22 protein-coding genes are annotated in these 23,464 nt (G+C 68.3%); 17 read left to right on the forward strand and 5 right to left on the reverse strand.

Going from position 1 to position 23,464, the window contains the following annotated elements:
* From hisG to JF781_RS15730, 3 genes are all read left to right on the forward strand, one after another.
* Complete coding sequence (gene hisG / locus JF781_RS15720) at positions 1–855, forward strand: ATP phosphoribosyltransferase (RefSeq protein WP_225326867.1); 855 nt, start codon at positions 1–3, stop codon at positions 853–855.
* Between the two features lie 119 nt (positions 856–974).
* Entirely contained in the window at positions 975–1,493 is a 519-nt protein-coding gene (locus JF781_RS15725; protein WP_225326866.1) for a DUF4126 domain-containing protein, read from the forward strand.
* The gene (locus JF781_RS15730; RefSeq protein WP_225326865.1) at positions 1,490–2,860 is read left to right on the forward strand and encodes an FAD-containing oxidoreductase; all 1,371 of its coding nucleotides are present in this window, start codon (positions 1,490–1,492) and stop codon (positions 2,858–2,860) included. The genes JF781_RS15725 and JF781_RS15730 overlap by 4 nt, the downstream gene beginning before the upstream one ends.
* 4 nt (positions 2,861–2,864) lie before the next feature.
* On the opposite strand, the gene JF781_RS15735 is transcribed toward JF781_RS15730, so the two are convergent.
* Positions 2,865–3,761, reverse strand: coding sequence for a RecB family exonuclease (locus JF781_RS15735; protein WP_225326864.1), 897 nt, complete (start codon positions 3,759–3,761; stop codon positions 2,865–2,867).
* Positions 3,762–3,835: 74 nt separating this feature from the next.
* On the opposite strand from JF781_RS15735, the gene trmI reads away from it, so the two are divergent.
* Positions 3,836–4,681 (forward strand): tRNA (adenine(58)-N(1))-methyltransferase TrmI, encoded by an 846-nt coding sequence (trmI, locus tag JF781_RS15740; RefSeq protein WP_225326863.1) that lies wholly within the window; start codon positions 3,836–3,838, stop codon positions 4,679–4,681.
* Here trmI and JF781_RS15745 read toward each other — a convergent pair.
* Both JF781_RS15745 and JF781_RS15750 read right to left on the reverse strand, forming a co-directional pair.
* A complete protein-coding gene (locus tag JF781_RS15745; protein ID WP_225326862.1) occupies positions 4,678–4,977 on the reverse strand; it encodes a DUF503 domain-containing protein in 300 nt (99 codons plus the stop codon). The two genes, trmI and JF781_RS15745, sit on opposite strands and share 4 nt — an antisense overlap.
* A gap of 8 nt (positions 4,978–4,985) precedes the next feature.
* Positions 4,986–5,624: a hypothetical protein gene (locus JF781_RS15750; RefSeq protein WP_225326861.1), complete on the reverse strand. Its 639-nt coding sequence runs from the start codon at positions 5,622–5,624 to the stop codon at positions 4,986–4,988.
* 318 nt (positions 5,625–5,942) lie between these two features.
* Here JF781_RS15750 and arc point away from each other — a divergent pair, with 318 nt between their 5' ends.
* Positions 5,943–7,772: a proteasome ATPase gene (gene arc, locus JF781_RS15755; RefSeq protein WP_225326860.1), complete on the forward strand. Its 1,830-nt coding sequence runs from the start codon at positions 5,943–5,945 to the stop codon at positions 7,770–7,772.
* A gap of 34 nt (positions 7,773–7,806) precedes the next feature.
* Positions 7,807–9,612, forward strand: coding sequence for a hypothetical protein (locus JF781_RS15760; RefSeq protein WP_225326859.1), 1,806 nt, complete (start codon positions 7,807–7,809; stop codon positions 9,610–9,612).
* A gap of 7 nt (positions 9,613–9,619) precedes the next feature.
* Here the strand turns inward: JF781_RS15760 and JF781_RS15765 are convergent, their stop codons facing one another.
* Positions 9,620–10,225 carry a hypothetical protein gene (locus JF781_RS15765; RefSeq protein WP_225326858.1) on the reverse strand — a complete coding sequence of 202 codons (606 nt, stop codon included), beginning with the start codon at positions 10,223–10,225 and terminating at the stop codon, positions 9,620–9,622.
* Between the two features lie 134 nt (positions 10,226–10,359).
* Here JF781_RS15765 and dop point away from each other — a divergent pair, with 134 nt between their 5' ends.
* The 11 genes from dop (at position 10,360) to JF781_RS15820 (ending at position 22,470) form a co-directional block, all read left to right on the forward strand.
* Positions 10,360–11,868, forward strand: coding sequence for a pup deamidase/depupylase (dop, locus tag JF781_RS15770; protein ID WP_225326857.1), 1,509 nt, complete (start codon positions 10,360–10,362; stop codon positions 11,866–11,868).
* 117 nt (positions 11,869–11,985) lie between these two features.
* Positions 11,986–12,180, forward strand: coding sequence for a ubiquitin-like protein Pup (locus tag JF781_RS15775; RefSeq protein WP_009953377.1), 195 nt, complete (start codon positions 11,986–11,988; stop codon positions 12,178–12,180).
* Positions 12,177–13,052 (forward strand): proteasome subunit beta, encoded by an 876-nt coding sequence (prcB, locus tag JF781_RS15780; protein WP_225326856.1) that lies wholly within the window; start codon positions 12,177–12,179, stop codon positions 13,050–13,052. The genes JF781_RS15775 and prcB overlap by 4 nt, the downstream gene beginning before the upstream one ends.
* Positions 13,049–13,822, forward strand: coding sequence for a proteasome subunit alpha (prcA, locus tag JF781_RS15785; RefSeq protein ID WP_225326855.1), 774 nt, complete (start codon positions 13,049–13,051; stop codon positions 13,820–13,822). The genes prcB and prcA overlap by 4 nt, the downstream gene beginning before the upstream one ends.
* A gap of 203 nt (positions 13,823–14,025) precedes the next feature.
* Entirely contained in the window at positions 14,026–15,384 is a 1,359-nt protein-coding gene (gene pafA / locus JF781_RS15790; RefSeq protein WP_225326854.1) for a Pup--protein ligase, read from the forward strand.
* A 109-nt stretch (positions 15,385–15,493) separates the two neighbouring features.
* The gene (locus tag JF781_RS15795) at positions 15,494–16,492 is read left to right on the forward strand and encodes a YafY family protein (protein ID WP_225326853.1); all 999 of its coding nucleotides are present in this window, start codon (positions 15,494–15,496) and stop codon (positions 16,490–16,492) included.
* Positions 16,489–17,460 carry a YafY family protein gene (locus tag JF781_RS15800; RefSeq protein WP_225326852.1) on the forward strand — a complete coding sequence of 324 codons (972 nt, stop codon included), beginning with the start codon at positions 16,489–16,491 and terminating at the stop codon, positions 17,458–17,460. Before JF781_RS15795 ends, JF781_RS15800 begins: the two co-directional genes overlap by 4 nt.
* Before the next feature lie 95 nt (positions 17,461–17,555).
* Positions 17,556–17,834 (forward strand): Sec-independent protein translocase subunit TatA, encoded by a 279-nt coding sequence (gene tatA / locus JF781_RS15805; RefSeq protein ID WP_225326851.1) that lies wholly within the window; start codon positions 17,556–17,558, stop codon positions 17,832–17,834.
* Positions 17,835–17,889: 55 nt separating this feature from the next.
* Positions 17,890–18,846, forward strand: a complete 957-nt coding sequence (tatC, locus tag JF781_RS15810) for a twin-arginine translocase subunit TatC (protein ID WP_225326850.1) — start codon at positions 17,890–17,892, stop codon at positions 18,844–18,846.
* Entirely contained in the window at positions 18,836–21,634 is a 2,799-nt protein-coding gene (locus JF781_RS15815) for an RNA helicase (protein WP_225326849.1), read from the forward strand. Before tatC ends, JF781_RS15815 begins: the two co-directional genes overlap by 11 nt.
* A gap of 65 nt (positions 21,635–21,699) precedes the next feature.
* Positions 21,700–22,470, forward strand: a complete 771-nt coding sequence (locus tag JF781_RS15820; protein ID WP_225326848.1) for a DUF4333 domain-containing protein — start codon at positions 21,700–21,702, stop codon at positions 22,468–22,470.
* Here the strand turns inward: JF781_RS15820 and JF781_RS15825 are convergent, their stop codons facing one another.
* Positions 22,471–23,427: a 5'-3' exonuclease gene (locus JF781_RS15825; protein WP_225326847.1), complete on the reverse strand. Its 957-nt coding sequence runs from the start codon at positions 23,425–23,427 to the stop codon at positions 22,471–22,473.
* Positions 23,428–23,464: the final 37 nt, after the last annotated feature.

The following is a 23,464-nucleotide window of genomic DNA, read 5'->3' on the forward strand; positions in this document are numbered from 1 at the left end:
ATGCTGCGGGTTGCGGTTCCCAACAAGGGCACGCTGAGCGAGCCGGCCACCGAGATCTTGGCGGAGGCCGGCTACCGGCGCCGCACCGACTCCAAGGACCTGACCGTCATCGACCCGGCCAATCAGGTCGAGTTCTTCTTCCTGCGGCCCAAAGACATTGCCATCTATGTGGGTTCGGGCGAGCTGGATTTCGGCATCACCGGGCGCGACCTGGTGGGCGATTCCGACGCCCCGGTGCGGGAACGTCTGGCGCTGGGATTCGGGTCGTCGAGTTTTCGCTACGCCGCCCCGGCCGGGCGGGACTGGAAGATCGCCGATCTGGCCGGCAAGCGGGTGGCCACGGCGTACCCCAACTTGGTGCGAAAAGACTTGGCGGGGCGCGGTATTGAGGCGACCGTCATCCGACTGGACGGCGCGGTGGAGATCTCGGTGCAACTCGGTGTCGCCGACGCCATCGCCGACGTGGTCGGGTCCGGGCGCACCCTGAGCCTGCACAACCTGGTGGCGTTCGGTGATCCGCTGTGCGATTCGGAAGCCGTGCTGATCGAGAGCGACCACAGCAGCCGGTCCGGGACGCAGGCCGCGCGCGATCAGCTGGTGGCGCGCATCCAGGGTGTGGTCTTCGGTCAGCAGTATCTGATGCTCGACTACGACTGCCCGCGCTCGGTGCTGGACAAGGCCACCGCGATCACGCCGGGCCTGGAGTCGCCGACCATTGCGCCCCTGGCCGATCCGGATTGGGTTGCCATCCGGGCGCTGGTCCCGCGCCGGGGCGTGAACGAAATCATGGATGAGCTGGCCGCCATCGGCGCCAAGGCGATTCTGGCGTCCGATATCAGGTTTTGCCGGTTCTGATTGCACACGCGGTGCGACCGCCGCGGCTGTGTTAGCGTCCGCCTCGGGGGATTGCCCGGGTTGGCGTGTGGGCCGTCCCTGAAAAGGTCGCCGGCTGTTTCGTCCTCCAGGAGGTCTTCGTGACTCACGCGCTTGTTGTGTTGCTGGCTTTGTTGATTGGCGTCGTTGCCGGGCTGCGTTCGCTGACGGCGCCCGCCGTGGTCGCCTGGGCCGCCGCCCCCGCTCTTCTTGGTTGGATCGACCTGCACGGCACCTGGGCGTCCTGGATGGGAAGCATCGTCGCGGTGGTGGTCTTCACCGTCCTCGCCGTCGGCGAACTGATCAACGACAAGCTGCCCAAGACCCCGGCCCGCACGGCGACGCCGATCTTCGCGGCCCGCATCGTCACGGGCGGTCTCGCGGGGGCGGCGCTGGGCGCCTGGCCGCACTGGACGTTTACCGCGCTCGGCGCCGGCGTCATCGGCGCGGTGCTCGGCACCCTCGGCGGCTACCAGGCGCGCAAGCGGCTGGCCGCGGTGGCGGGCAAGGACCTGCCCATCGCGCTGCTCGAGGACGCGGTCGCGATCGTCGGGGGATTCGTCATCGTGGCGGTGACGGGCCACGTGCTGACGGAGTACCTGCTGACGGCGGTTAAGTGACAGAACATTTCGACGCGATCATCGTCGGCGCGGGCCAGGCGGGCCCGCCGTTGGCGGGGCGGCTGACGGCAGCCGGGCAGCGCGTCGCGGTCGTCGAACGCAAACTGATTGGCGGCACCTGCGTCAACACCGGATGCATCCCGACCAAGACGCTGGTGGCCTCCGCCCACGCCGCCCACCTGGCGCGGCGCGGCGCGGACTACGGCGTCGGCACCGGCGAGATCAGCGTGGACATGGCGAAAGTCAAGGCCCGCAAGGACGAGATCATGCTGGGCGATCGCAAGGGCGTCGAAGATTGGCTCGAGGGCATGGACGACTGCACCGTCGTTCGTGGGCACGCCGTGTTCGAGGATCCGCACACCGTGCGGGTCGGTGACGACGTGCTGCGCGCCGAGCGCATCTTCCTCAACGTCGGCGGCCGCGCCGTGGTGCCCGACATTCCGGGCCTGGACGAGGTCGAGTTCCTCACCAACGTGTCCATCCTCGAACTCGACACGCTGCCAACGCATCTCGTCATCGTGGGGGGTAGCTACATCGCGCTGGAGTTCGCGCAGATGTACCGGCGCTTCGGGGCGCGGGTGACGGTGGTGGAGCGTGGCCCGCGGTTGGCGTCCCGCGAAGACGAGGACGTCTCGGCCACCATCGAAGACATCTTGCGAGCCGAGGGCATCGACATCATCGTCGGTGCTGATGACATGCGAATCACCAAGACCGACAACGGGTTTGAGATCACCCCCCGCGACGGCGCCGCTCCCGTCCGGGGGAGTCACCTGCTGCTGGCGGTCGGCCGGCGCCCCAACACCGACGACCTGGGCCTGGAAGCCGCCGGTGTGCGGACCGACGCCCACGGCTACATCGTGGTCGACGACCAGCTCAAGACCAGCGTCGAGCACATCTGGGCGATGGGCGACTGCAACGGCAGGGGCGCGTTCACCCACACGTCATACAACGACTTCGAGATCGTCGCCGCCAATCTGCTCGATGACGACCCGCGGCGGGTGAGCGACCGCATCACCACCTATGCGCTCTACATCGACCCGCCGCTGGGCCGCGCCGGCCTGACCGTCGATCAGGTTCGCGCGTCGGGACGCAAGGCGCTCGTCGGCAAGCGGCCGATGACCAGGGTCGGCCGGGCGGTCGAAAAGGGTGAGACACAAGGCTTCATGAAAGTCGTGGTCGACGCCGAAACCGAGGAGATCCTGGGGGCCGCCATCTTTGGGGTCGGCGGCGACGAGGCCATTCACTGCATCCTGGACGTCATGTCGGCCAACGCGCCCTACACCACGCTCTCACGCACCATGCACATCCATCCCACGGTCAGCGAGCTCATTCCGACCGTGCTGCAGGAGATGTCGGCGCTCGACTAGACTGCTACGCCGCCGGCTCGCTCGAGCGTGAATCACTGTGCGCGTCAAATGATTCCGGCCAACCCGGGTAGGGCGGCGGTGTTCCACCGAAAAGCGGGCAGAGCTGCTGGTGGGGACACCAGTCGCACAATCGCGACTGGGTGGGACGGAAATCGCCGGTCTGGCCGGCGGATTGGATGGCGCGCCAGATCGCGATCAGGGTCTTCTCGAAGCGCAGCAACTCGTCGTGATCCGGCGAATAGTCCAGCACCTGGCCGTCGGCCAGGTAAATCAGCCGCAGCCGGGTGGGCGGCACACCGCGCGACCGCAACAGCGCCACCGCGTAGAACTTCATCTGAAACATGGCCTTGAACTCGGCCAGGGCCCGCGCCTCCGGTGGCGCCTTGCCGGTCTTGTAGTCGACCACCCGGAGTTCTCCGGTGGCCGCGACGTCGATGCGGTCGATGAAGCCCCGCAGCAGCGTGCCGTCGGCGAGTTCGACCTCCACGCGTTCTTCGCAGCATTGCGGGTCGAAACGGGTCGGGTCTTCGAGGCGGTAGTAGCCGGCGAGCAGCGCCTGGGCCTCGGCCAGCAGCTGGGTGCGCTGGGCCGGGTCCAGGTCGGCGGTGAGCTCCGGCGTCGCGGCCATCACCTGCTCCCACGCGGGCTGCACCAGCGACAGGGCGGTGTCGGGACCGCGCTGCGCGGCGGGCAGGCCGTAGAGCTGCTGGAGGGCGGCGTGAACGAGCGATCCGCGCAGCTGCGCCGGCGACGGGGCCTCGGGCAGGCGGTCGATGGCCCGGAACCGGTACAGCAGGGGGCATTGCTTGAAGTCCGCGGCGCGCGACGGTGACAGCGCGGGGCGGGACACCTGCCGCGCCCGGCCCGTCACCGACTGCAGGGCCTCCGGCTGGACGATCATGTCGGAAGCCTATGACCGGGCGCGGACAACCCCCAAGCACCCGAGGGGGCGAGTCGGCTGGCACGCTATACCGCGTGTCCGCAACCGGCCCGTTCACCGTGGGCGAGCGTATTCAGCTCACCGACGCCAAGGGTCGGCACTACACGATGGTGCTCGCCGAGGGCGCCGAGTTCCACACCCATCGCGGGTCGATCCCGCACGACGCGGTCATCGGGCTCGAGCAGGGCAGCGTGATCAAGTCCAGCAACGGCGCCGCGTACTTGGTGCTACGGCCCCTGCTGATCGACTACGTGATGTCGATGCCCCGCGGGCCGCAGGTGATCTACCCGAAGGACGCGGCTCAGATCGTCCACGAGGGCGACATCTTCCCCGGAGCCCGGGTGTTGGAGGCCGGCGCCGGTTCGGGCGCGCTGACTTGTCCGCTGCTGCGCGCGGTCGGGCCCGGCGGGCGGGTGGTCTCCTACGAGCAGCGCGCCGACCACGCCGAACACGCCGAACGCAACGTGTCGGTGTTCTCCGGCGGCGCCGTGCCGGACAACTGGGAATTGATCGTCAGCGATGTGGCCGCCTCCGAGCTGCCGGACGGATCCTTCGATCGCGCCGTGCTCGACATGCTCGCGCCGTGGGATGTGCTGGAGTCGGTCGCGCGGCTGCTGACACCCGGTGGGGTGCTGATGATCTATGTGGCCACCGTCACCCAACTGTCACGCGCCGTCGAGGCGCTGCGGGCGCAGCAGTGCTGGACCGAGCCGCGGTCCTGGGAGACGTTGCAACGCGGTTGGAACGTCGTCGGGCTGGCGGTGCGGCCGCAGCATTCGATGCGGGGGCACACGGCTTTCCTGATCTTCACGCGACGGCTTGCGCCCGGGGTGGTTGCGCCCGCGCCGCTGGGGCGCAAGCGCGTGGGCCGCGACGGTTAGTCCATATCGTCGCTGCGCAGCAGGGAGCGTCGCACCGACAGCAGTTCGAACTCGGGATGCGCGGCCACCAGCCGCTCGGCCGCATCCAGGACGTCGACCGCGTGGCCGCGATCACCGGAGACCAGGGCGACGCCGATGCCGGCCCGTCGATACAGATCATGCGAACCGGTCTCGGCCGCCGACATGCTGAACCTGCGCTGCAATTCGGCGACGACGGGACGGATCACCGATCGCTTCTGTTTGAGTGAGCGAACGTCGCCCAGCAAGACGTCGAACTCGAGCCAGCCGATCCACATTCCGCGGGTCAACCTGGCGGGTTCTGGGAGGGAGCGGGTTCGGGCGGGGGCGGCGGCGGGGCCGGTGGCGCGGGGGATTCCGGGGGCGGCGGTGCGGGTTCGGGCGGGCCCGCGGGAGCTCCGGACGTCGGGGCCGCCGACGACTTGCCCAGGGCCAGCAGCATTTCGGCGGTGCGCCGGGAGAGCTGCCAGCCGCCTTGGAAGGGTGCGAACTCCATCGGGAAGGTGAAGTTGGCGTTGTTGGCCTGGGCGGTGTGGACGGCGATGCTGGCCTTCACATTCGACGGGTTCTTGTCCGACCACGCGATGTCGTTCGCGGCGAATGTCATGGGCAGGTAGCCGTTGTCCCGCAAGGCGTTGGTGAATTTGTCCAGCGTGGCCGCGCTCTCCGGCGTGGCGCCCTCCACCAGGCTCACCTTGGCGTCGCCGGGGACGTTCGGATCGGCCAGCCGGGCGAGGACGTCGGTGAGTGCTTCGGGGGGTGGTAGGGGAGCCGTGACGGGCGCGGCAACTGGACTGGACGTGGCCGGTGGCAGCGAAGAGACGGTCGACGACTCGCTCGCAGGGTGCTTCGACGAACACGCGGCGAGCCCGACCGCCGCCAGGACGGTGGCGGTGCTGAGCGCTACGGACAGTGGTCGGTGCATCCAGTCGGTCGGCCGGCTAGGCGGCGCTGGCCGCTTCGGGTGGGAGCGATGTCGCTAAGGTCGGGCCGATGGGTGCAACTGAAGTCACACCGGCGGCGCCGACGGTGACTGCGACGCGAGGCGAGCCTGTGGCGAGGCTCTTTGCGGTCACTCTGCCACCTCCCAAGGCCCTTTCGATCATCACGATTAGTGGCCGAGATTACCAGCGTGACGAAAATCTTAACTTTTCGTGGGTATTTGACTACGCACATCAATCGTCAATCGCCGGTAGCGTTGAAGTATCCGCCGCGCCAATTCGGGGTGGGAAAGGAGCGCAAGATGGGTAGCTCAGAGCGTTCTGAAGCATTCGGAACCCCCCACGAATCAGACATGTCCAGCGCCGACGAGGCCGAGTTGGAGCAATTACGCCGTGAGGCCGCGATGTTGCGCGAGCAACTCGATCATGCGGTCGGCACGCAAGGCGGCGCCCGCTCCGCCCGCGATGTGCATCAGCTTGAAGCGCGCATCGACTCCCTCGCCTCCCGCAACTCGAAGTTGATGGAGACCCTCAAAGAGGCCCGCCAGCAACTGCTGGCGTTGCGTGAGGAAGTCGACCGGCTGGGGCAGCCGCCCAGCGGCTACGGTGTGCTGCTCGGGGCGCACGAGGACGACACGGTCGACGTGTTCACGTCCGGCCGCAAGATGCGCCTGACGTGCTCGCCGAACATCGAAGTCGGGCTGCTGCGCAAGGGCCAGACCGTTCGCCTCAACGAGGCTCTCACCGTCGTGGAAGCGGGCACGTTCGAGTCGGTCGGCGAGATCTCCACGCTGCGTGAGCTCTTGGCCGACGGGCACCGGGCACTGGTCGTCGGCCACGCCGACGAGGAACGCATCGTCTGGCTCGCCGAGCCGCTGGTCGCCGAGAACCTGCCCGACGGTCATCCCGACGCTCTCAACGACGACACCCGGCCCCGCAAGCTGCGCCCGGGCGACTCGCTGCTGGTCGACACCAAGGCCGGCTACGCCTTCGAGCGCATCCCCAAGGCCGAGGTCGAGGACCTGGTGCTCGAAGAGGTGCCCGATGTCAGCTACCTGGACATCGGCGGCCTGACCCGCCAGATCGAGCAGATCCGCGACGCCGTGGAGCTGCCCTTCCTGCACAAGGAGCTGTACCGGGAGTACGCGCTGCGTCCGCCCAAGGGTGTGCTGCTCTACGGTCCGCCCGGTTGCGGTAAGACGCTGATCGCCAAGGCGGTCGCGAACTCGTTGGCCAAAAAGATGGCCGAGGTGCGCGGCGACGACGCCCGCGAGGCCAAGTCGTACTTCTTGAACATCAAGGGCCCCGAGCTGCTGAACAAGTTCGTCGGCGAGACCGAGCGCCACATCCGGCTGATTTTCCAGCGCGCCCGCGAGAAGGCGTCGGAAGGCACACCGGTGATCGTGTTCTTCGACGAGATGGACTCGATATTCCGCACCCGTGGCACCGGGGTGTCCTCGGACGTCGAGACGACGGTGGTCCCGCAGCTGCTCAGCGAGATCGACGGTGTGGAGGGACTGGAGAACGTCATCGTGATCGGCGCCTCCAACCGCGAGGATATGATCGACCCCGCCATCCTGCGGCCCGGGCGCCTCGACGTGAAGATCAAGATCGAGCGGCCGGATGCCGAAGCGGCGCAAGACATCTTCTCGAAGTACCTGACCGAGGCGCTGCCGCTGCACGCCGACGACCTCGCCGAGTTCGGTGGTGACCGCACCACCTGCATCAAGGCGATGATCGAAAAGGTCGTCGAGCGGATGTACGCCGAGATCGACGACAACCGGTTCCTGGAGGTCACCTACGCCAACGGTGACAAGGAAGTCATGTACTTCAAGGACTTCAACTCCGGGGCGATGATCCAGAACGTCGTCGACCGGGCGAAGAAGAACGCGATCAAGTCGGTGCTGGAAACCGGTCAACCGGGCCTGCGCATCCAGCATCTGCTCGACTCGATCGTCGACGAGTTCGCCGAGAACGAGGACCTGCCCAACACCACCAACCCCGATGACTGGGCGCGGATTTCGGGCAAGAAGGGCGAGCGGATCGTCTACATCCGCACGCTGGTCACCGGCAAGAGCTCGAGCGCGTCGCGGGCCATCGACACCGAGTCGAACCTGGGTCAGTACTTGTAAACATTTGTCGGCGCAACCGGCTAGCGTCGCACCCGTGCGGCTCCGCTTTGAGGCTCCGGGTGACGACGACGCCTACGACCAGGTTCGTGGCGTGCTATTGGACGAGCTCGACGGTTGGTGGGCCGGACTCGACTCGGACCGGGAGGCGGTCGTCTCCGACGTCGCCGTCCTTCTGGACTGGCGTTACTTCGACTCCACCGGTGTTCTCGACGATTTCGCGCCCGGCGATATCGCGGAATTTTTGCTGGAGTGGTGTCCGCGACGGTTCGAAGGCCGGCCGGAGGACGCCGTCAGCCTGTGCTTCGCGGTCGGCGTATACGTCGACTTCATGGAGGCAACGGGGCGTCTGGTCGGCGGTGCCGACCGCGCCGCGAGGTTGCGCAGGCTGGCCGACGACCTTGCACCGACCCTGCTGGCCGAAGCACGCGACCCTACCGTTGTCGAGGATCTTCCGGACCCGGGCGACGCGCCGGAGCCCTTCGAACTGCCGTTCCTCTACGTTCCGCCGTCCGCGACCGACCTGGCGGCCGCCGCGACGGCGGTCCCGCTGCTCGCCAAACTCGATGCCTTGCGCGACTATCTCGGGCCGGACGGCAAGCCGCTCACCGACAAGGGCGAACTCGAACTTGCTGATGGTCGCGCGCTGGTGGAGCGCCTCGACACCGGCGACGTGTTGGATTTCGAGTTGGGCGAGCTGAAATATCCGGCCCGGTCGACGGCGGCGCTGCGGCGCCTGAATTTCCTCATCCAAGTGGCTATCGAGGCGGGCGCGGTGGACGTGCATCGCCACCGGGTGCTGCCGGGGCAGGAGTGGGGGACGCGCTCGCCCGTGGAGCGGGCGGAGTCGCTGTTCGCGGCGATCCTCTTGTCACGTCCGTTGCGGTCGTTGCATTGGGCGCAGCTCTATCCCGAGCAGAACGTCATGCACGACCTGCTCGACGACGGGATCGCGTGTTGGCTGGCGCCGCTGCTGCAAGACGGCGCGAAACTTCCCTTCGAATCCTTGCTGGAGTGGGTGCACGCGCTGGTTGCCGCGCAACGGCCGTCGCCGCGCTGGTATGCCGACGAGGAGGACACGCTGGAGGCATACGTCGAGGACGACATGGGCCGACTCTTCGACGTTCTGCGGCAGGCCGGTGTGGTGCACTGGACCGACGCCCTCGAACGGCGGCAGCCGCTTGGGCCTAGCAATTGGACCGGTGGGACTGTGGCACTGACCGCGCTGGGGCGTCACGTCGTGCCGGAATACCTGGAGGACGCCGGGTTCGCGCTGCGCCGTCTCGACCGAATCAACGACTGGGATGCGACGGACCTGATCGGCGCAATGTTGTTGGTGGGCAAGGACACTCAAGTGCCGTTGATAGCAAACTGGCGGTCCGACCGGCCGGCCGCCGAGCGGGTGCAGATGGTCACCGAGGCGGCCGCGACCATGGAGACCGCGGCCGGCCGGACGATGGGCTTCGTCGCCCTGAACGAGTTCGACCTCGACGTCGCCGAACCCTTCGTTCGTCAGCTGCTGGACAGCCCGGTCGCCGGCCACGCCGCGCTCTGGCTGATCCAGCGGGACCGCGCCGACGCCGAGACGCTCGCGAGCTTCGTCGACGTTGCCGTGCTCGTCGACGTCCTCGCGGAGTCGTTGGAGTCGCCCGAGGAGTTGTGCAGCCTCTTCGCTGGTTTATCCGACCCGTCCCAGTTGCTGGACGACATCTGGCGTCATCCGGCGCCGGAGACCGCGCTGGTCCTCGACGCGCTCGGCCGTCACCTGCCGGACCGAGCGCTGGCCAAGACCGCGCGCAAAGCGGCGGTGCGGCACCAGAGTTGGATGGCAAACCGCCTGTGACGCGGCGTCAGTCCAACTGGAGCGAGTAGCTGTTCGTCAAGTCGTCCTGCGTGACGTGAGCGGTACGGGTCCGGGTGTCCACCCGCAACTCCTCGGTCAACCGGCGCGGCTGGTAGGCCCACCCGTGCGGCAGGTTGAGCCGGGCGGCCAAGCCGGGCAGGTCGGCGCGCGACAGTGTGGGATCGGCGACCTGGCTCCAGGTCTGCATCACCCAGCGCTGCCCGCCGGGATCGAGGAGTTCGTAGACCTCTTCACCCGGGTTGAAGACGAAGACCGTGTGGCGGTTGACCTGATTGGCGGTATAGGGCGCGGGGTTCATCGACGACAGCAGGACCGTGGCCTGCTGAATCATCTCGATTCCGCCGAAGGTCTTGGTGATCTGCGGCCCCTGCTGCTGCTTCTCGATGGCGTTCATCAGCCAGTAGCGCGGACCGTTGAGCAACGCCGTGGCCGCCCCGTGTTCTTTTGCGATGGCCTGGGCGTCGAGCTTCGACCACAGCTCGGCCGGACAGTCGTTGAGCGGGAAGCTGTTGTAAACCGTGGCCTGCGGTCCGGCCTCCCCGGGGGTCACGAGAAGCACTTCGCCGTAACGCTTCCCGGATAGGTCGGTCATCCCGTGAAGCTAATCACCGCCGTCAGCGACGTCAACAGCGGCCGCGGCCATCGACGAACCCGTTGTCGGCGCAGGCTGTAGTGCGCCGACGCCCGGGAGGAGGTCAATTCCGCACCTCGCCTAGTCTTTGAAGCATGCAAAGGATTATCGGGACGGAGGTCGAATACGGCATATCCTCGCCATCGGACCCGACGGCCAACCCGATCCTCACGTCGACGCAAGCGGTTTTGGCCTATGCGGCCGCGGCCGGCATTCAGCGCGCCAAGCGCACCCGTTGGGACTACGAGGTGGAATCGCCGCTGCGGGACGCCCGCGGCTTCGACCTGAGCCGCTCGGCCGGCCCGCCCCCGGTGGTCGACGCCGACGAGGTCGGCGCGGCCAACATGATCCTGACCAACGGGGCGCGGCTCTACGTCGACCACGCGCACCCCGAATACTCCGCCCCCGAATGCACCGACCCGCTGGATGCCGTGATCTGGGACAAGGCCGGCGAGCGGGTGATGGAGGCCGCCGCCCGGCACGTCGCCAGCGTGCCCGGGGCCGCGAAATTGCAGCTCTACAAGAACAACGTCGACGGCAAGGGCGCCTCCTACGGGTCGCACGAAAACTATTTGATGTCGCGGCAGACGCCGTTCTCGTCGATCATCGCCGGGCTGACCCCGTTCCTGGTCTCGCGGCAGGTGGTCACCGGCTCCGGACGCGTCGGCATCGGACCCTCCGGTGACGAGCCCGGCTTTCAGCTGTCGCAGCGCTCGGACTACATCGAGGTCGAGGTCGGCCTGGAGACCACCCTCAAACGCGGCATCATCAACACGCGCGACGAGCCGCACGCCGACGCCGACCGGTACCGGCGGCTGCACGTCATCATCGGCGACGCCAACCTCGCGGAGACGTCGACCTATCTCAAGCTGGGCACCACGTCGCTGGTGCTGGACTTGATCGAAGAGGGCCCCGCCCACGGAATCGACCTGAGCGATTTGGTTTTGGCGCGGCCGGTGCACGCGGTCCACGCGATCAGCCGCGACCCGTCGCTGCGCACCGCGGTGGCCCTGGCCGACGGTCGAGAGCTGACCGGGCTTGCGCTGCAACGGGTTTACCTCGATCGGGTGGCGAAGCTGGTCGACAGCCGCGACCCCGACCCGCGCGCGGCCGACATCGTCGAAACGTGGGCGCACGTGCTCGATCAACTGGAGCGCGATCCGATGGAATGCGCGGAGCTGCTGGACTGGCCCGCGAAACTGCGCCTGCTCGAAGGGTTCCGGCAGCGAGAAAACCTGAGCTGGTCGGCGCCGCGGCTGCACCTGGTCGACCTGCAATATTCCGACGTCCGGCTGGACAAGGGCCTGTACAACCGGTTGGTCGCGCGGGGCTCGATGAAGCGCCTGGTGTCCGAGCACCAGGTGCTCGAAGCGGTGGACAGTCCGCCGACGGACACCCGCGCGTACTTCCGCGGCGAATGCCTGCGCCGGTTCGGCGCCGACATCGCCGCGGCCAGTTGGGACTCCGTGATCTTCGACCTGGGGGGCGATTCCCTGGTTCGCATCCCGACGTTGGAGCCGCTGCGGGGCAGCAAAGCGCACGTGGGGGCGCTGCTGGACTCGGTGAACAGCGCCGCGGAACTGGTCGAACAACTCACCAGCTAGACGCCGGTTCAGCCGGGGAACGTCGGGGTTGACCGGTAGGGTAGGAAAGACCAACGGGCAGCGTGGCTGGACAATTGAAAAGCCATTCAACAAGCCCAGACAACGCAGGAGGCGGCGATGGCTCAGGAGCAGACCAAGCGTGGCGGCGGTGGCGGCGACGAGGACGACTTCGCCGGCAGCACGGCCGCGGGCCAAGAACGCCGGGAGAAGCTGGCCGAGGAGACCGACGACTTGCTCGACGAGATCGATGACGTTCTCGAGGAGAACGCCGAGGACTTCGTGCGGGCGTACGTCCAAAAGGGCGGCCAGTGACCTGGCAGTTCTCTGATCGCCTACCCATCAACTCCGCACTTCCGGGAAACCCCGCCATAGACCTCTCGTCGTTCGCCGACTTCCTGCGCCGTCAGGCGCCGGAGTTGCTGCCGGCCAGCCTCGGGGCATCCCAGTCGGAAGGCGCCGCGTCGCAGCTGCCCCACGGGACCACCATCGTCGCGCTGAAGTACCCCGGCGGCGTGGTGCTCGCCGGCGACCGGCGCTCGACGCAGGGCAACATGATCGCCGGGCGCGACGTCAAGAAGGTGTACATCACCGACGACTACACCGCGACCGGCATCGCCGGCACCGCCGCCATCGCCGTGGAATTCGCCCGCCTGTACGCGGTGGAGCTGGAGCACTACGAGAAACTCGAAGGCGTGCCGCTGACGTTTGCCGGCAAGGTGAACCGGCTGGCGATCATGGTGCGCGGCAACCTGGCTGCCGCCATGCAGGGGCTGGTGGCGTTGCCGCTGCTGGTGGGCTACGACATCGACGCGGCCGATCCGGAAGGCGCCGGCCGCATCGTGTCGTTCGACGCGGCCGGCGGTTGGAACCTGGAGGAGGAGGGCTACCAGTCGGTGGGCTCAGGCTCGATTTTCGCCAAGTCGTCCATGAAGAAGCTGTACTCGCAGGTCACCGACGCCGATTCGGCGGTGCGGGTCGCGATCGAGGCGCTCTACGACGCGGCCGACGACGACTCCGCGACCGGCGGTCCGGATCTGGTCCGCGGCATCTATCCCACGGCGGTCACGATCGGCGCCGAGGGGGCGCTGGAAGTGGCCGAGGGTCGCATCGCCGAACTGGCTCGCGAGGTGATCCAAAGCCGTTCGCGCGCTGACACTTTCGGCCCCGATGGCGGTGAAAAGTGAGCTTCCCGTATTTCATCTCGCCCGAACAGGCGATGCGCGAGCGCAGCGAGCTCGCGCGCAAGGGCATCGCCCGGGGCAAGAGCGTGGTCGCCCTGGTCTACGCCGGCGGTGTGCTCTTCGTCGCGGAGAACCCGTCGCGGTCGCTGCAGAAGATCAGCGAACTCTACGATCGCGTGGGCTTCGCCGCCGCGGGCAAGTTCAACGAATTCGACAATTTGCGCCGGGGCGGAATCCAATTCGCCGATACCCGTGGCTACGCCTACGACCGTCGCGACGTCACCGGCCGACAGCTGGCCAACGTCTACGCGCAGACGCTGGGCACCATCTTCACCGAACAGGCCAAGCCCTACGAGGTGGAATTGTGCGTCGCTGAGGTGGCGCACTACGGCGAGACGAAACCGCCTGAGTTGTACCGCATTACCTATGACGGATCGATCGCCGACGAGCCCCATTTCGTCGTGATGGGTGGCACCACCGAGCCGATCACCACCGCGCTCAAGGACTCGTACGCCGAGAACGCCAACCTGCGCGAGGCCACGCGCATCGCCGTGAAAGCGTTGCGGGCCGGCAGTGAATCCTCCAACGGCGACCAGTCCACCCTGGACGTGGCGAGCCTGGAGGTCGCGATCTTGGATGTCAACCGGCCGCGACGGGCGTTTCGGCGGATCAACCGCGCCACCCTGGAAAATTTGCTGCGCGAGATGGATTCGAACGGGTCCGCCGAAGGCGACGGCGACGAGCCGGACTCGAACGGCGAATCGTCGGAGTAGACCGCGCGACCGGCGGCTTCCCACCCGCCGGTACTGGTGTGGCTGCTGGTGCTCAAGGTGCTGATGAGTCCTCTGGTCAGCACCGCGGCGTCGATCGCCCAGGCGCCCCGGCGTGGCCAGGAAACGGGCGTGCGACAAACTTCGTGGATCGATAGGCGCGGCTTGCCCACCGTCGCGCTCGGACAACCAGTACGCTCGATTACGTGCAGCGGCGAATCATGGGCATCGAGACCGAGTTCGGGGTCACCTGCACATTCCACGGCCACCGTCGGCTCAGCCCGGACGAGGTGGCCCGGTACTTGTTCCGGCGGGTCGTGTCGTGGGGTCGCAGCTCCAACGTCTTCCTGCGCAACGGCGCCCGGCTCTACCTCGACGTGGGCAGCCACCCCGAGTACGCCACCGCCGAATGCGACAGCCTGGTGCAGCTGGTCACCCACGACCGCGCCGGGGAATGGGTGCTCGAAGACCTGCTCGTCGACGCCGAGCAGCGGCTCGCGGACGAGGGCATCGGCGGCGACATCTACCTGTTCAAGAACAACACCGATTCGGCGGGCAATTCCTACGGGTGCCACGAGAACTACCTGATCGTGCGGGCCGGCGAGTTTTCCCGGATCTCCGACGTGCTGCTGCCGTTCCTGGTCACGCGCCAGCTGATCTGCGGCGCCGGCAAGGTGCTGCAGACCCCGAAGGCCGCCACGTTCTGCCTTTCTCAACGCGCCGAGCACATTTGGGAGGGCGTCTCCTCGGCCACCACCCGCAGCCGGCCGATCATCAACACCCGCGACGAGCCGCACGCCGACGCCGAGAAGTATCGGCGGCTGCACGTGATCGTCGGCGACTCCAACATGTGCGAGACCACCACCATGCTCAAGGTGGGCACTGCCGCGCTGGTGCTGGAGATGATCGAAGCCGGCGTGCCGTTCCGGGACTTCTCGCTGGACAACCCCATCCGCGCCATCCGCGAGGTCAGCCACGACGTCACCGGCCGGCGGCCGGTGCGGCTGGCGGGCGGGCGTCAGGCCAGCGCGCTGGACATCCAGCGCGAGTACTACAGCCGCGCGGTCGAACACCTGCAGACCCGCGAACCCAACGCCCAGATCGAGCAGATCGTCGACCTGTGGGGCCGCCAGCTCGACGCTGTCGAGAGCCAGGACTTCGCCAAGGTGGACACCGAGATCGACTGGGTGATCAAGCGCAAGCTGTTCCAGCGCTACCAGGACCGCTACAGCATGGAGCTGTCCGACCCGAAGATCGCCCAGCTGGACCTGGCCTACCACGACATCAAGCGCGGGCGCGGCGTGTTCGATCTGCTGCAGCGCAAGGGACTCGCGGCCCGCGTCACCACCGACGAGGACATCGCCGAGGCGGTCGACAATCCGCCGCAGACCACCCGGGCGCGGCTGCGCGGCGAGTTCATCAGCGCCGCCCAGGCGGCCGGCCGCGACTTCACCGTCGACTGGGTGCATCTCAAGCTCAACGATCAGGCGCAGCGGACCGTGCTGTGCAAAGACCCCTTCCGTGCGGTCGACGAGCGGGTCAAGCGGCTGATCGCCAGCATGTAGCCGCCGTCGGCGCACCGTCTGCCACGGACTGACGCGGCTCCTGCGAAATTGCGCGACGCGGTGCGCGGCTGGAAGCGCCGGGCGGCGACCATCGAATAATCTGGTGCCAATGGCGACGTCAAAAGTCGAACGGCTGGTGAACCTGGTCATCGCCCTGCTGTCCACCCGCGGGTACATCACGGCGGAAAAGATCAGGTCGAGCGTGGCGGGTTATTCGGACAACGCCAGCGCCGAGGCGTTCTCCCGCATGTTCGAGCGCGACAAGAACGAGCTGCGCGACCTCGGCATCCCGCTCGAGGTCGGCAGGGTGTCGGCCTGGGACCCCACCGAGGGCTACCGAATCAACCGCGACGCCTATTCGCTCGCGCCGGTCGACCTCACCCCGGACGAGGCGGCCGCGGTGGCCGTCGCGACCCAGCTGTGGGAGTCGCCCGAACTCATCACCGCCACCCAGGGCGCGCTCCTCAAGCTGCGCGCGGCCGGCGTCGACGTCGATCCGGACGCGCCGGTCGCCATCGCGTCGCCGGCCGGGGTGCCGGGCCTGCGTGGCTCGGAGGACGTTCTCGGAATCCTGTTGTCCGCCATCGGCTCCCGGCAGGTCGTCCAGTTTCCGCACCGGTCGTCGCGGGCCGAGCCCTACGCCACCCGCACCGTCGAGCCCTGGGGCGTCGTCACCGAGAAGGGCCGGTGGTATCTGGTTGGCCACGACCGCGACCGCGACGCCACCCGCACCTTCCGGCTCTCCCGGATCGGCCCCGACGTCACGCTGGTCGGCCCGACGGGCGCGGTCACCGTGCCGGAGGGCATCGACCTGCGCAGGATCGTGGCCCAGACGGTCACGGACATTTCCGCGGCGCCGGCCGGCGGGCTGGCCCGGGTATGGGTGGCCGGCGGGCGGGCCACCGCGCTGCGCCGGGCCGGCAGGCCCGTCGGCGAACGGCGACTCGGTGAGCGCGACGGCGAGGTGATCGAACTCGACATCCGATCCACCGACCAGCTGGCCCGTGACATCGCCGGCTACGGCGCCGACGCCCTGGTGCTCGAGCCGCAATCGCTGCGCGACGAGGTGCTGGCCCGGTTGCGGGCGCATGCGGGCGTGTCCGCATGACCCCCATCTCCGCCCGCCTGGTCCGGCTGCTGAACATGGTCCCGTACTTTCAGGCCAACCCGCGGGTCACCCGGGCCAAGGCCGCCGCCGACCTCGGGGTATCGGCCAAGCAGCTGGAGGAGGACCTCAACCAGCTCTGGATGTGCGGCCTTCCCGGCTACTTCCCGGGTGACCTCATCGATTTCCAGTTCTCCGGGGACACCATCGAGGTGACGTTCTCCGCGGGCATCGATCGGCCGCTCAAGCTCACCTCGCCGGAGGCCACCGGCCTGCTGGTGGCGCTGCGGGCGCTGGCCGACATACCCGGCGTCGTCGACCCCGAAGCCGCGCGCAGCGCGATCGCCAAGATCGAGGATGCCGCCGGGGCGCTCGGCCACGAGGCCACCCACGCGGCGACCGCCGTCGACGAGCCCGCACCCGTCGAAAGCCGGGCCGCCGCCGCGGTGCGCGCGGCCGTGCAGTCCAAACACGCGCTGGCCATCGATTACTACTCCGCCTCGCACGACACCCTCACCAGCCGGGTCGTCGACCCCATCCGGGTGCTGCTGATCGGCGGCCACAGCTACCTGGAGGCCTGGTCGCGGGACGCCGAAGGGGTCCGGCTGTTCCGCTTCGACCGGATCGTGGAGGCCAGCGAACTCGACGAGCCCGCCGCGCCGCCCGAGCCGGTGCTGCACGCGCCACCCGACACCTCGCTGTTCGACGGCGATCCCTCGCTTCCGTTCGCCAAGCTACGGGTGGCCCCCGCGGCGTCCTGGATGTTCGAGTACTACCCGATGCGCGACGTGCGCGAGTTGCCCGACGGATCCTGCGAGGCCGTGATGACCTACGCCTCCGAGGATTGGATGACGCGGCTGGTGCTGGGCCTGGGGCCCGCCGTGCAGGTGCTGGAACCGGAGTCGCTGGCGCAGCGAGTCCGGGATGCCGCGGCGGCCGCCGTGACGGCCTACGACGCCCTGAGCTCATAAAAGTCCAGGCAATGTGGCCCGGGCGGCGCGGCGCGGGCCCACCGCCACGTAGCGCTACTGCGGTAGCATCGGGTCAACGTCTGGAGGTAATCAAAGTGGGCAGTCTCAGTCCGTGGCACTGGGCGATCCTTGCGGTCGTGGTGATCTTGCTGTTCGGTGCCAAGAAGCTCCCCGATGCGGCGCGTTCGTTGGGTAAGTCGATGCGGATCTTCAAGTCCGAGATCCGGGAAATGCAGAGCGAGAACAAGCCGGAGACGTCGGCTCTGGGGACCCAAGGCGACGCCGCTGCGGCGAATCCCACCCCCGTGCAATCGCAGCGGGTCGACGCCCCGAAGCCCAGCGAGCAGGGGCACAGCGAAGCACGCCCGGCGTAGCCGCCGTCATCGTCGCGGTGCCCGAGCGCCCCTCACCGAGCCCTAGACGAGCATCGTGAAAGCATTCAAGGTTTCAGCGCGCACATCCGGCCTGCTGAAGCGCCTCAACCCGCGCAACAGACGCAGTCGCACCAACCCGGACGCGACCATGTCGCTGGTCGACCACCTCACCGAACTGCGCACACGGCTGCTCATCTCCCTGGCCGCGATCGTGCTGACCACAATTTTCGGGTTCATCTGGTACTCGCATCCGATCTTCGGGCTGGAAAGCCTCGGCGAATGGTTGCGTCATCCCTACTGTTCGCTGCCGCAGTCGGCGCGCGCGGACATCAGCGCCGACGGGCAATGCCGGCTGCTGGCCACCGCGCCGTTCGACCAGTTCATGCTGCGGCTCAAGGTGGGGCTGACGGCCGGGGTGGTGCTGGCCTGCCCGGTGTGGTTTTACCAGCTGTGGGCGTTCATCACCCCCGGGCTCTACCAGAAGGAGCGCCGTTTCGCCGTCGCGTTCGTGGTCCCGGCGGTGGTGCTGTTCGCCGCGGGTGGGGCGCTGGCCTACTTCGTGCTGTCCAAGGCGCTGGGGTTCCTGCTGACGGTCGGCAGCGACGTGCAGGTGACCGCCCTGTCCGGCGACCGCTACTTCGGGTTCCTGATCAATCTGCTGGTGGTGTTCGGCGTCAGCTTCGAATTCCCGCTGCTGATCGTCATGCTCAACACGGTCGGACTGCTGACCTACCAACGGCTCAAGTCGTGGCGGCGCGGTCTGATCTTCGCGATGTTCGTGTTCGCGGCAATATTCACGCCCGGCTCCGACCCGTTTTCGATGACCGCGCTCGGACTGGCGCTGTCCGTGCTCCTCGAGTTCGCCATCCAGATCGCCCGCATCCACGACAAGCGCAAGGCCAAACGCGAAGCCCAGGCGGAGATCCCGGACGACGAAGCGTCGGTCATCGATCGGCCCACCGCGATACCGGAGCCGTCGGTCACCGCCGGGCAACACGACGATGTCACCTGAACCGTCGGCGCCCCGTGAGGTCGCGGAGCTGGTCGAGCTCACCCGCTTCGCCGCGGAACTGCCCTTCGCGCTCGACGGCTTTCAGCATCGGGCGTGTGCGGCGCTCGAACGCGGCCACGGCGTGCTGGTCTGCGCGCCGACCGGGGCCGGCAAGACGGTGGTCGGCGAATTCGCGGTGCACCTGGCGCTGGCGGCCGGCGGCAAGTGCTTCTACACCACGCCGCTCAAAGCGCTGAGCAACCAGAAGCACACCGACCTGACCGCGCGCTACGGCCGCGACCGCATCGGCCTGCTCACCGGGGACATGTCGGTCAACGCCGACGCGCCCGTCGTCGTCATGACGACCGAAGTGCTGCGCAACATGCTCTACGCGGATTCGCCTGCGCTGCAGGGACTTTCACACGTGGTGATGGACGAAGTGCATTTCCTGGCCGACCGGATGCGGGGCCCGGTGTGGGAAGAGGTGATCCTGCACCTGCCCGACGAGGTCCGCGTGGTCAGCCTGTCGGCGACGGTGAGCAACGCCGAGGAGTTCGGTGGCTGGATCCAGACCGTGCGCGGCGATACGACGGTCGTGGTCGACGAGCACCGGCCGGTGCCGCTCTGGCAACACGTGCTGGTGGGCAAGCGGCTGCTGGATCTGTTCGATTACGACAACGAGAAACCGGCCGCGGAGCGTCAACCGCGGGTCAATCCCGAACTGCTGCGCCACATTGCGCACCGCCGCGAGGCGGACCGCATGACCGACTGGCGTGGTCCCCGCCGGCAGGCGGGAAGGGGAGGCGCGGGACGGCCGTCGCGGCCCCGCTTCTACCGCACACCGGGGCGCCCGGACGTGATCGCGACCCTGGATTCCGAGGGGCTGCTGCCGGCGATCACGTTCGTGTTCTCGCGGGCGGGCTGTGACGCCGCCGTCCAGCAATGCCTGCGTTCGCCCTTGCAGCTGACCACTCAGGAGGAGCGCGCGCAGATCGCCGAGGTGATCGAGCACCGCTGCGGCGATCTCGCCGACGCCGACCTGGCCGTGCTCGGCTACTACGAGTGGCGGGAGGGACTGCTGCGGGGTCTGGCCGCACACCACGCCGGCATGTTGCCGGCGTTCCGGCACACGGTCGAAGAGCTCTTCACCGCCGGGCTGGTGCGGGCCGTGTTCGCCACCGAGACCTTGGCGCTCGGGATCAACATGCCCGCCCGCACCGTGGTGCTCGAGCGGCTCGTCAAGTTCAACGGCGAGCAGCATATGGCCCTGACGCCGGGGGAGTACACCCAGTTGACGGGGCGCGCCGGGCGGCGCGGCATCGATGTCGAGGGCCACGCGGTGGTGCTCTGGAATCCCACCGAAGAAACCACCGAACCCTCCGCGGTCGCCGGGCTGGCCTCGACCCGTACCTTCCCGCTGCGCAGTTCGTTCGCCCCGTCGTACAACATGACGATCAACCTGGTGCAGCAGATGGGCCCCGAGCAGGCACATCGCTTGCTAGAGCAGTCATTTGCGCAATATCAGGCCGACCGTTCCGTCGTCGGGCTGGTGCGTGGCATCGAGCGGGGCAACGCGATGCTGGGCGAAATCGCTACCGGGCTGGGCGGCCCCAAGGCGCCGATCCTCGAGTACGCCCGGATGCGCGCGCGCATCTCCGAGATGGAGCGCGCGCAGTCGCGCGCCTCGCGACTGCAACGGCGGCAGGCGGCCAGCGACGCGCTGGCCGCGCTGCGCCGGGGTGACATCATCAACATCACCCACGGCCGGCGCGGTGGCCTGGCCGTGGTGCTGGAATCGGCACGCGACAGCTCCGACCCGCGGCCGTTGGTGCTCACCGAAAACCGCTGGGCGGGAAGGATTTCCTCGGCCGACTATTCGGGCGTGTCCGCGCCGGTCGGTTCGATGCCACTGCCGAAGCGGGTCGAGCACCGGCAGCCACGGGTCCGCCGCGATCTGGCGTCGGCGCTCCGCTCGGCGGCCGCCGAGCTGACCACTCCGGCCAGGCGCCGCGGCCGTGGGGACGGCGACGGCGAGTTTCATGACCCGGAGCTGGCGAAGTTGCGCGAACAGCTGCGCCGTCACCCGTCGCACAACACGCCGGGCCTGGAAGCCCAGGTCCGCGAGGCCGAGCGCTATCTGCGGATCGAACGCGACAACGCGCAACTGGAGAAAAAGGTTGCGGCAGCGACGAATTCGCTGGCCCGAACCTTCGATCGAATCGTCGGACTGCTCACCGAGCGCGGCTTCATCGAAGGCCGCGACGGCGATCCCCGCGTCACCGACGCCGGGCGGTTGCTGGCGCGCATCTACAGCGAAAGCGACCTGCTGGTCGCCGAATGCCTGCGCACCGGCGCGTGGTCGGGCTTGAAGCCCGCGGAGCTGGCGGCGGTGGTCTCGTCGGTGCTGTACGAGACCCGAGGTGGGGACGGGCCGGGCGCGGCGTTTGCGGCCGATGCCCCCACCCAGCAACTGCGGCAGGCGCTGCAGCAGACGTCGAGGCTGTCGATGGCCTTGCGCGCCGACGAGCAGTCGCACCGGATCGCCCCGAGCCGCGAGCCCGACGACGGCTTCGTCACCGTCATCTACCGTTGGGCCCGGACGGGCGATCTGGCCGCCGCGCTGGCGGCGGCCGACCCGGCGGGCACCGGCTCGCCGCTGTTGGCGGGCGATTTCGTGCGGTGGTGCCGGCAGGCGCTCGACCTGCTGGATCAGGTGCGCAACGCCGCCCCGGACGCCGAGGTCCGGACCACCGCGAAGCGGGCCATCAACGACATTCGGCGCGGCGTCGTCGCAGTTGACGCCGGGTAGGCTAGGCCGGAGCTACCGTTAAACGCCGATAGTTCATGCCGAGACACAAGGGGCTGAGGAGAAAGATGAGCGGACCGCAGGGATCGGACCAGCAGTGGCAACCGCCTGGCCAAGGTCAAGGCAGCGACCACTCGTCGGACCCGACCCAGGTGGCGCCGAGTTGGCAGGATCAGTCGACCCAGGAAGCCTCGTGGCAGGCCCCCGCCTACACGCCGCCCGCCGACTACCCGCAGTACCAGCAGCCGGCCGAACAGGCCTATCCCCAGCAGTACCCCCAGCAGCCGGGCTACGCCCAGCCCGGGCAGTACGGCCAGCCCGGCCAATACGGCCAGCCGGGTCAGTACGGGCAGCCGGGCCAGTACCCGCAGCCCGGCCAGTACCCGCAGCCGGGCCAGTACCCGCAGCCGGGCCAATACGGTCAATACGGCCAGCCGGGTCAGTACGGCCAGCCGGGCCAGTACCCGCAGCAGTACCCGCCATATGAGCAGCCCGGCAAGAAGCGACCGGTCGGGCTGATCGCCGGTGTGGGCGGCGGGATCGCGTTGCTGCTCGTCGTCGTCGTGCTGGTGCTGGGCTTCTGGCAGCCGGGCTTCTTCGTCACCACCAAGCTGGACGTCAGCAAGGCGCAGGCCGGGGTCCAGCAGGTCCTCAGCGACGAGACCAACGGCTACGGCGCCAAGAACGTCAAAGACGTCAAGTGCAACCACGGCCAAGACCCGACCGTCAAGAAGGGCGCCACGTTCGACTGCGACGTCAGCATCGACGGCGCCCCGAAGCACGTCACGGTGACCTTCCAGGACAACAAGGGCACCTACGAGGTCGGCCGCCCGCAGTAGTTACGTCGGCAGGGCGTCCAGCGCTTTCTGCAAGCGCGCGATCGACGAGCCGACACCCAGTTCGGTCGCCAGCGTGGCGGTTCGGCGGGGATCGGCGGCGACCAGCGGAAGTTTGTCGCTGGCGGTCGAGAAGGTGACGGGCGCGTCGGTGGCCACCCGCACCACGTGGCCGGCCGCCTCGATGTAGTCCAGCGCGCCCAGCAGTTTCGCCCGCAGACCCTTGGGCATCTTCGACTTCGGGTCGTGGGCGGCGGCCAGGATCTGTTCCAGCGACCCGTGCTGGGCGAGCAGCGCCGCCGCCGTCTTCTCACCGACGCCCGGAACGCCCGGCAAGCCGTCGGACGGGTCGCCGCGCAGCAGCGCGAGTTCGGCGTAGGCGGGCCCGGCACGCTCGACCGGCACACCATAGTGTTCGGCCACCTCGGCGGGCCCGAGCAGCGTGGCTTTGCTCAGCCCGCGACCGAGGTAGAGCACCCGCACCGGAACGGGATCGTCCGCCACCACCTGCATCAGGTCGCGGTCGCCGCTCACCACGACGACCGGGTCGTCGCGTTCCCGCGCGGCCAGCGTGCCCAGCACGTCGTCGGCCTCAAAGCCCTCCGCGCCCGCCGTGGGGATCCCGAAGGCGTCAAGCAGTTCGGCGATCATGTCGATCTGGGGTGTCAGGTCGTCGGGAACCTCCTCGACGTCCGGTTCGCCCGGCGGCTCGGGCTCGGCCACGCGGTGGGCCTTGTAGGACGGCACGAGGTCGACCCGGAACTGCGGCCGCCAATCTAGGTCGAGGCAGACCACCAGCCGGCTGGGGCGCTGCTGGGTGATCACAAATGCGACGGAATCGATGAATCCGCGAACGGCGTTGACGGGCCGGCCGTCTGGGGCGGTGATCGACGACGGCACGCCGAAATACGAACGGAACCACATGCTGGCGCCATCGAGCAGCACTAGTGGTCCTGGCATGCCCGCTATGGTCTCACGCCGCCCGCGGTCTCCCGCC

Origin of the sequence: Mycobacterium sp. WUMAC-067 (assembly GCF_020217485.1) — a bacterium.
In the GTDB taxonomy this organism is placed as follows: domain Bacteria; phylum Actinomycetota; class Actinomycetes; order Mycobacteriales; family Mycobacteriaceae; genus Mycobacterium.

Excerpts from the sequence above, each read along its gene's own strand:
- JF781_RS15775 (WP_009953377.1), top strand. The coding sequence starts at position 11,986 with ATGGCTCAGGAGCAGACCAAGCGTGGCGGCGGTGGCGGCGACGAGGAC.
- JF781_RS15735 (WP_225326864.1), bottom strand. The coding sequence starts at position 3,761 with ATGATCGTCCAGCCGGAGGCCCTGCAGTCGGTGACGGGCCGGGCGCGG.
- JF781_RS15820 (WP_225326848.1), top strand. The coding sequence starts at position 21,700 with ATGAGCGGACCGCAGGGATCGGACCAGCAGTGGCAACCGCCTGGCCAA.
- JF781_RS15800 (WP_225326852.1), top strand. The coding sequence starts at position 16,489 with ATGACCCCCATCTCCGCCCGCCTGGTCCGGCTGCTGAACATGGTCCCG.
- JF781_RS15765 (WP_225326858.1), bottom strand. The coding sequence starts at position 10,225 with ATGACCGACCTATCCGGGAAGCGTTACGGCGAAGTGCTTCTCGTGACC.
- JF781_RS15795 (WP_225326853.1), top strand. The coding sequence starts at position 15,494 with ATGGCGACGTCAAAAGTCGAACGGCTGGTGAACCTGGTCATCGCCCTG.
- JF781_RS15750 (WP_225326861.1), bottom strand. The coding sequence starts at position 5,624 with ATGCACCGACCACTGTCCGTAGCGCTCAGCACCGCCACCGTCCTGGCG.
- dop (WP_225326857.1), top strand. The coding sequence starts at position 10,360 with ATGCAAAGGATTATCGGGACGGAGGTCGAATACGGCATATCCTCGCCA.
- JF781_RS15815 (WP_225326849.1), top strand. The coding sequence starts at position 18,836 with ATGTCACCTGAACCGTCGGCGCCCCGTGAGGTCGCGGAGCTGGTCGAG.
- JF781_RS15825 (WP_225326847.1), bottom strand. The coding sequence starts at position 23,427 with ATGCCAGGACCACTAGTGCTGCTCGATGGCGCCAGCATGTGGTTCCGT.
- arc (WP_225326860.1), top strand. The coding sequence starts at position 5,943 with ATGGGTAGCTCAGAGCGTTCTGAAGCATTCGGAACCCCCCACGAATCA.
- JF781_RS15745 (WP_225326862.1), bottom strand. The coding sequence starts at position 4,977 with ATGTGGATCGGCTGGCTCGAGTTCGACGTCTTGCTGGGCGACGTTCGC.
- hisG (WP_225326867.1), top strand. The coding sequence starts at position 1 with ATGCTGCGGGTTGCGGTTCCCAACAAGGGCACGCTGAGCGAGCCGGCC.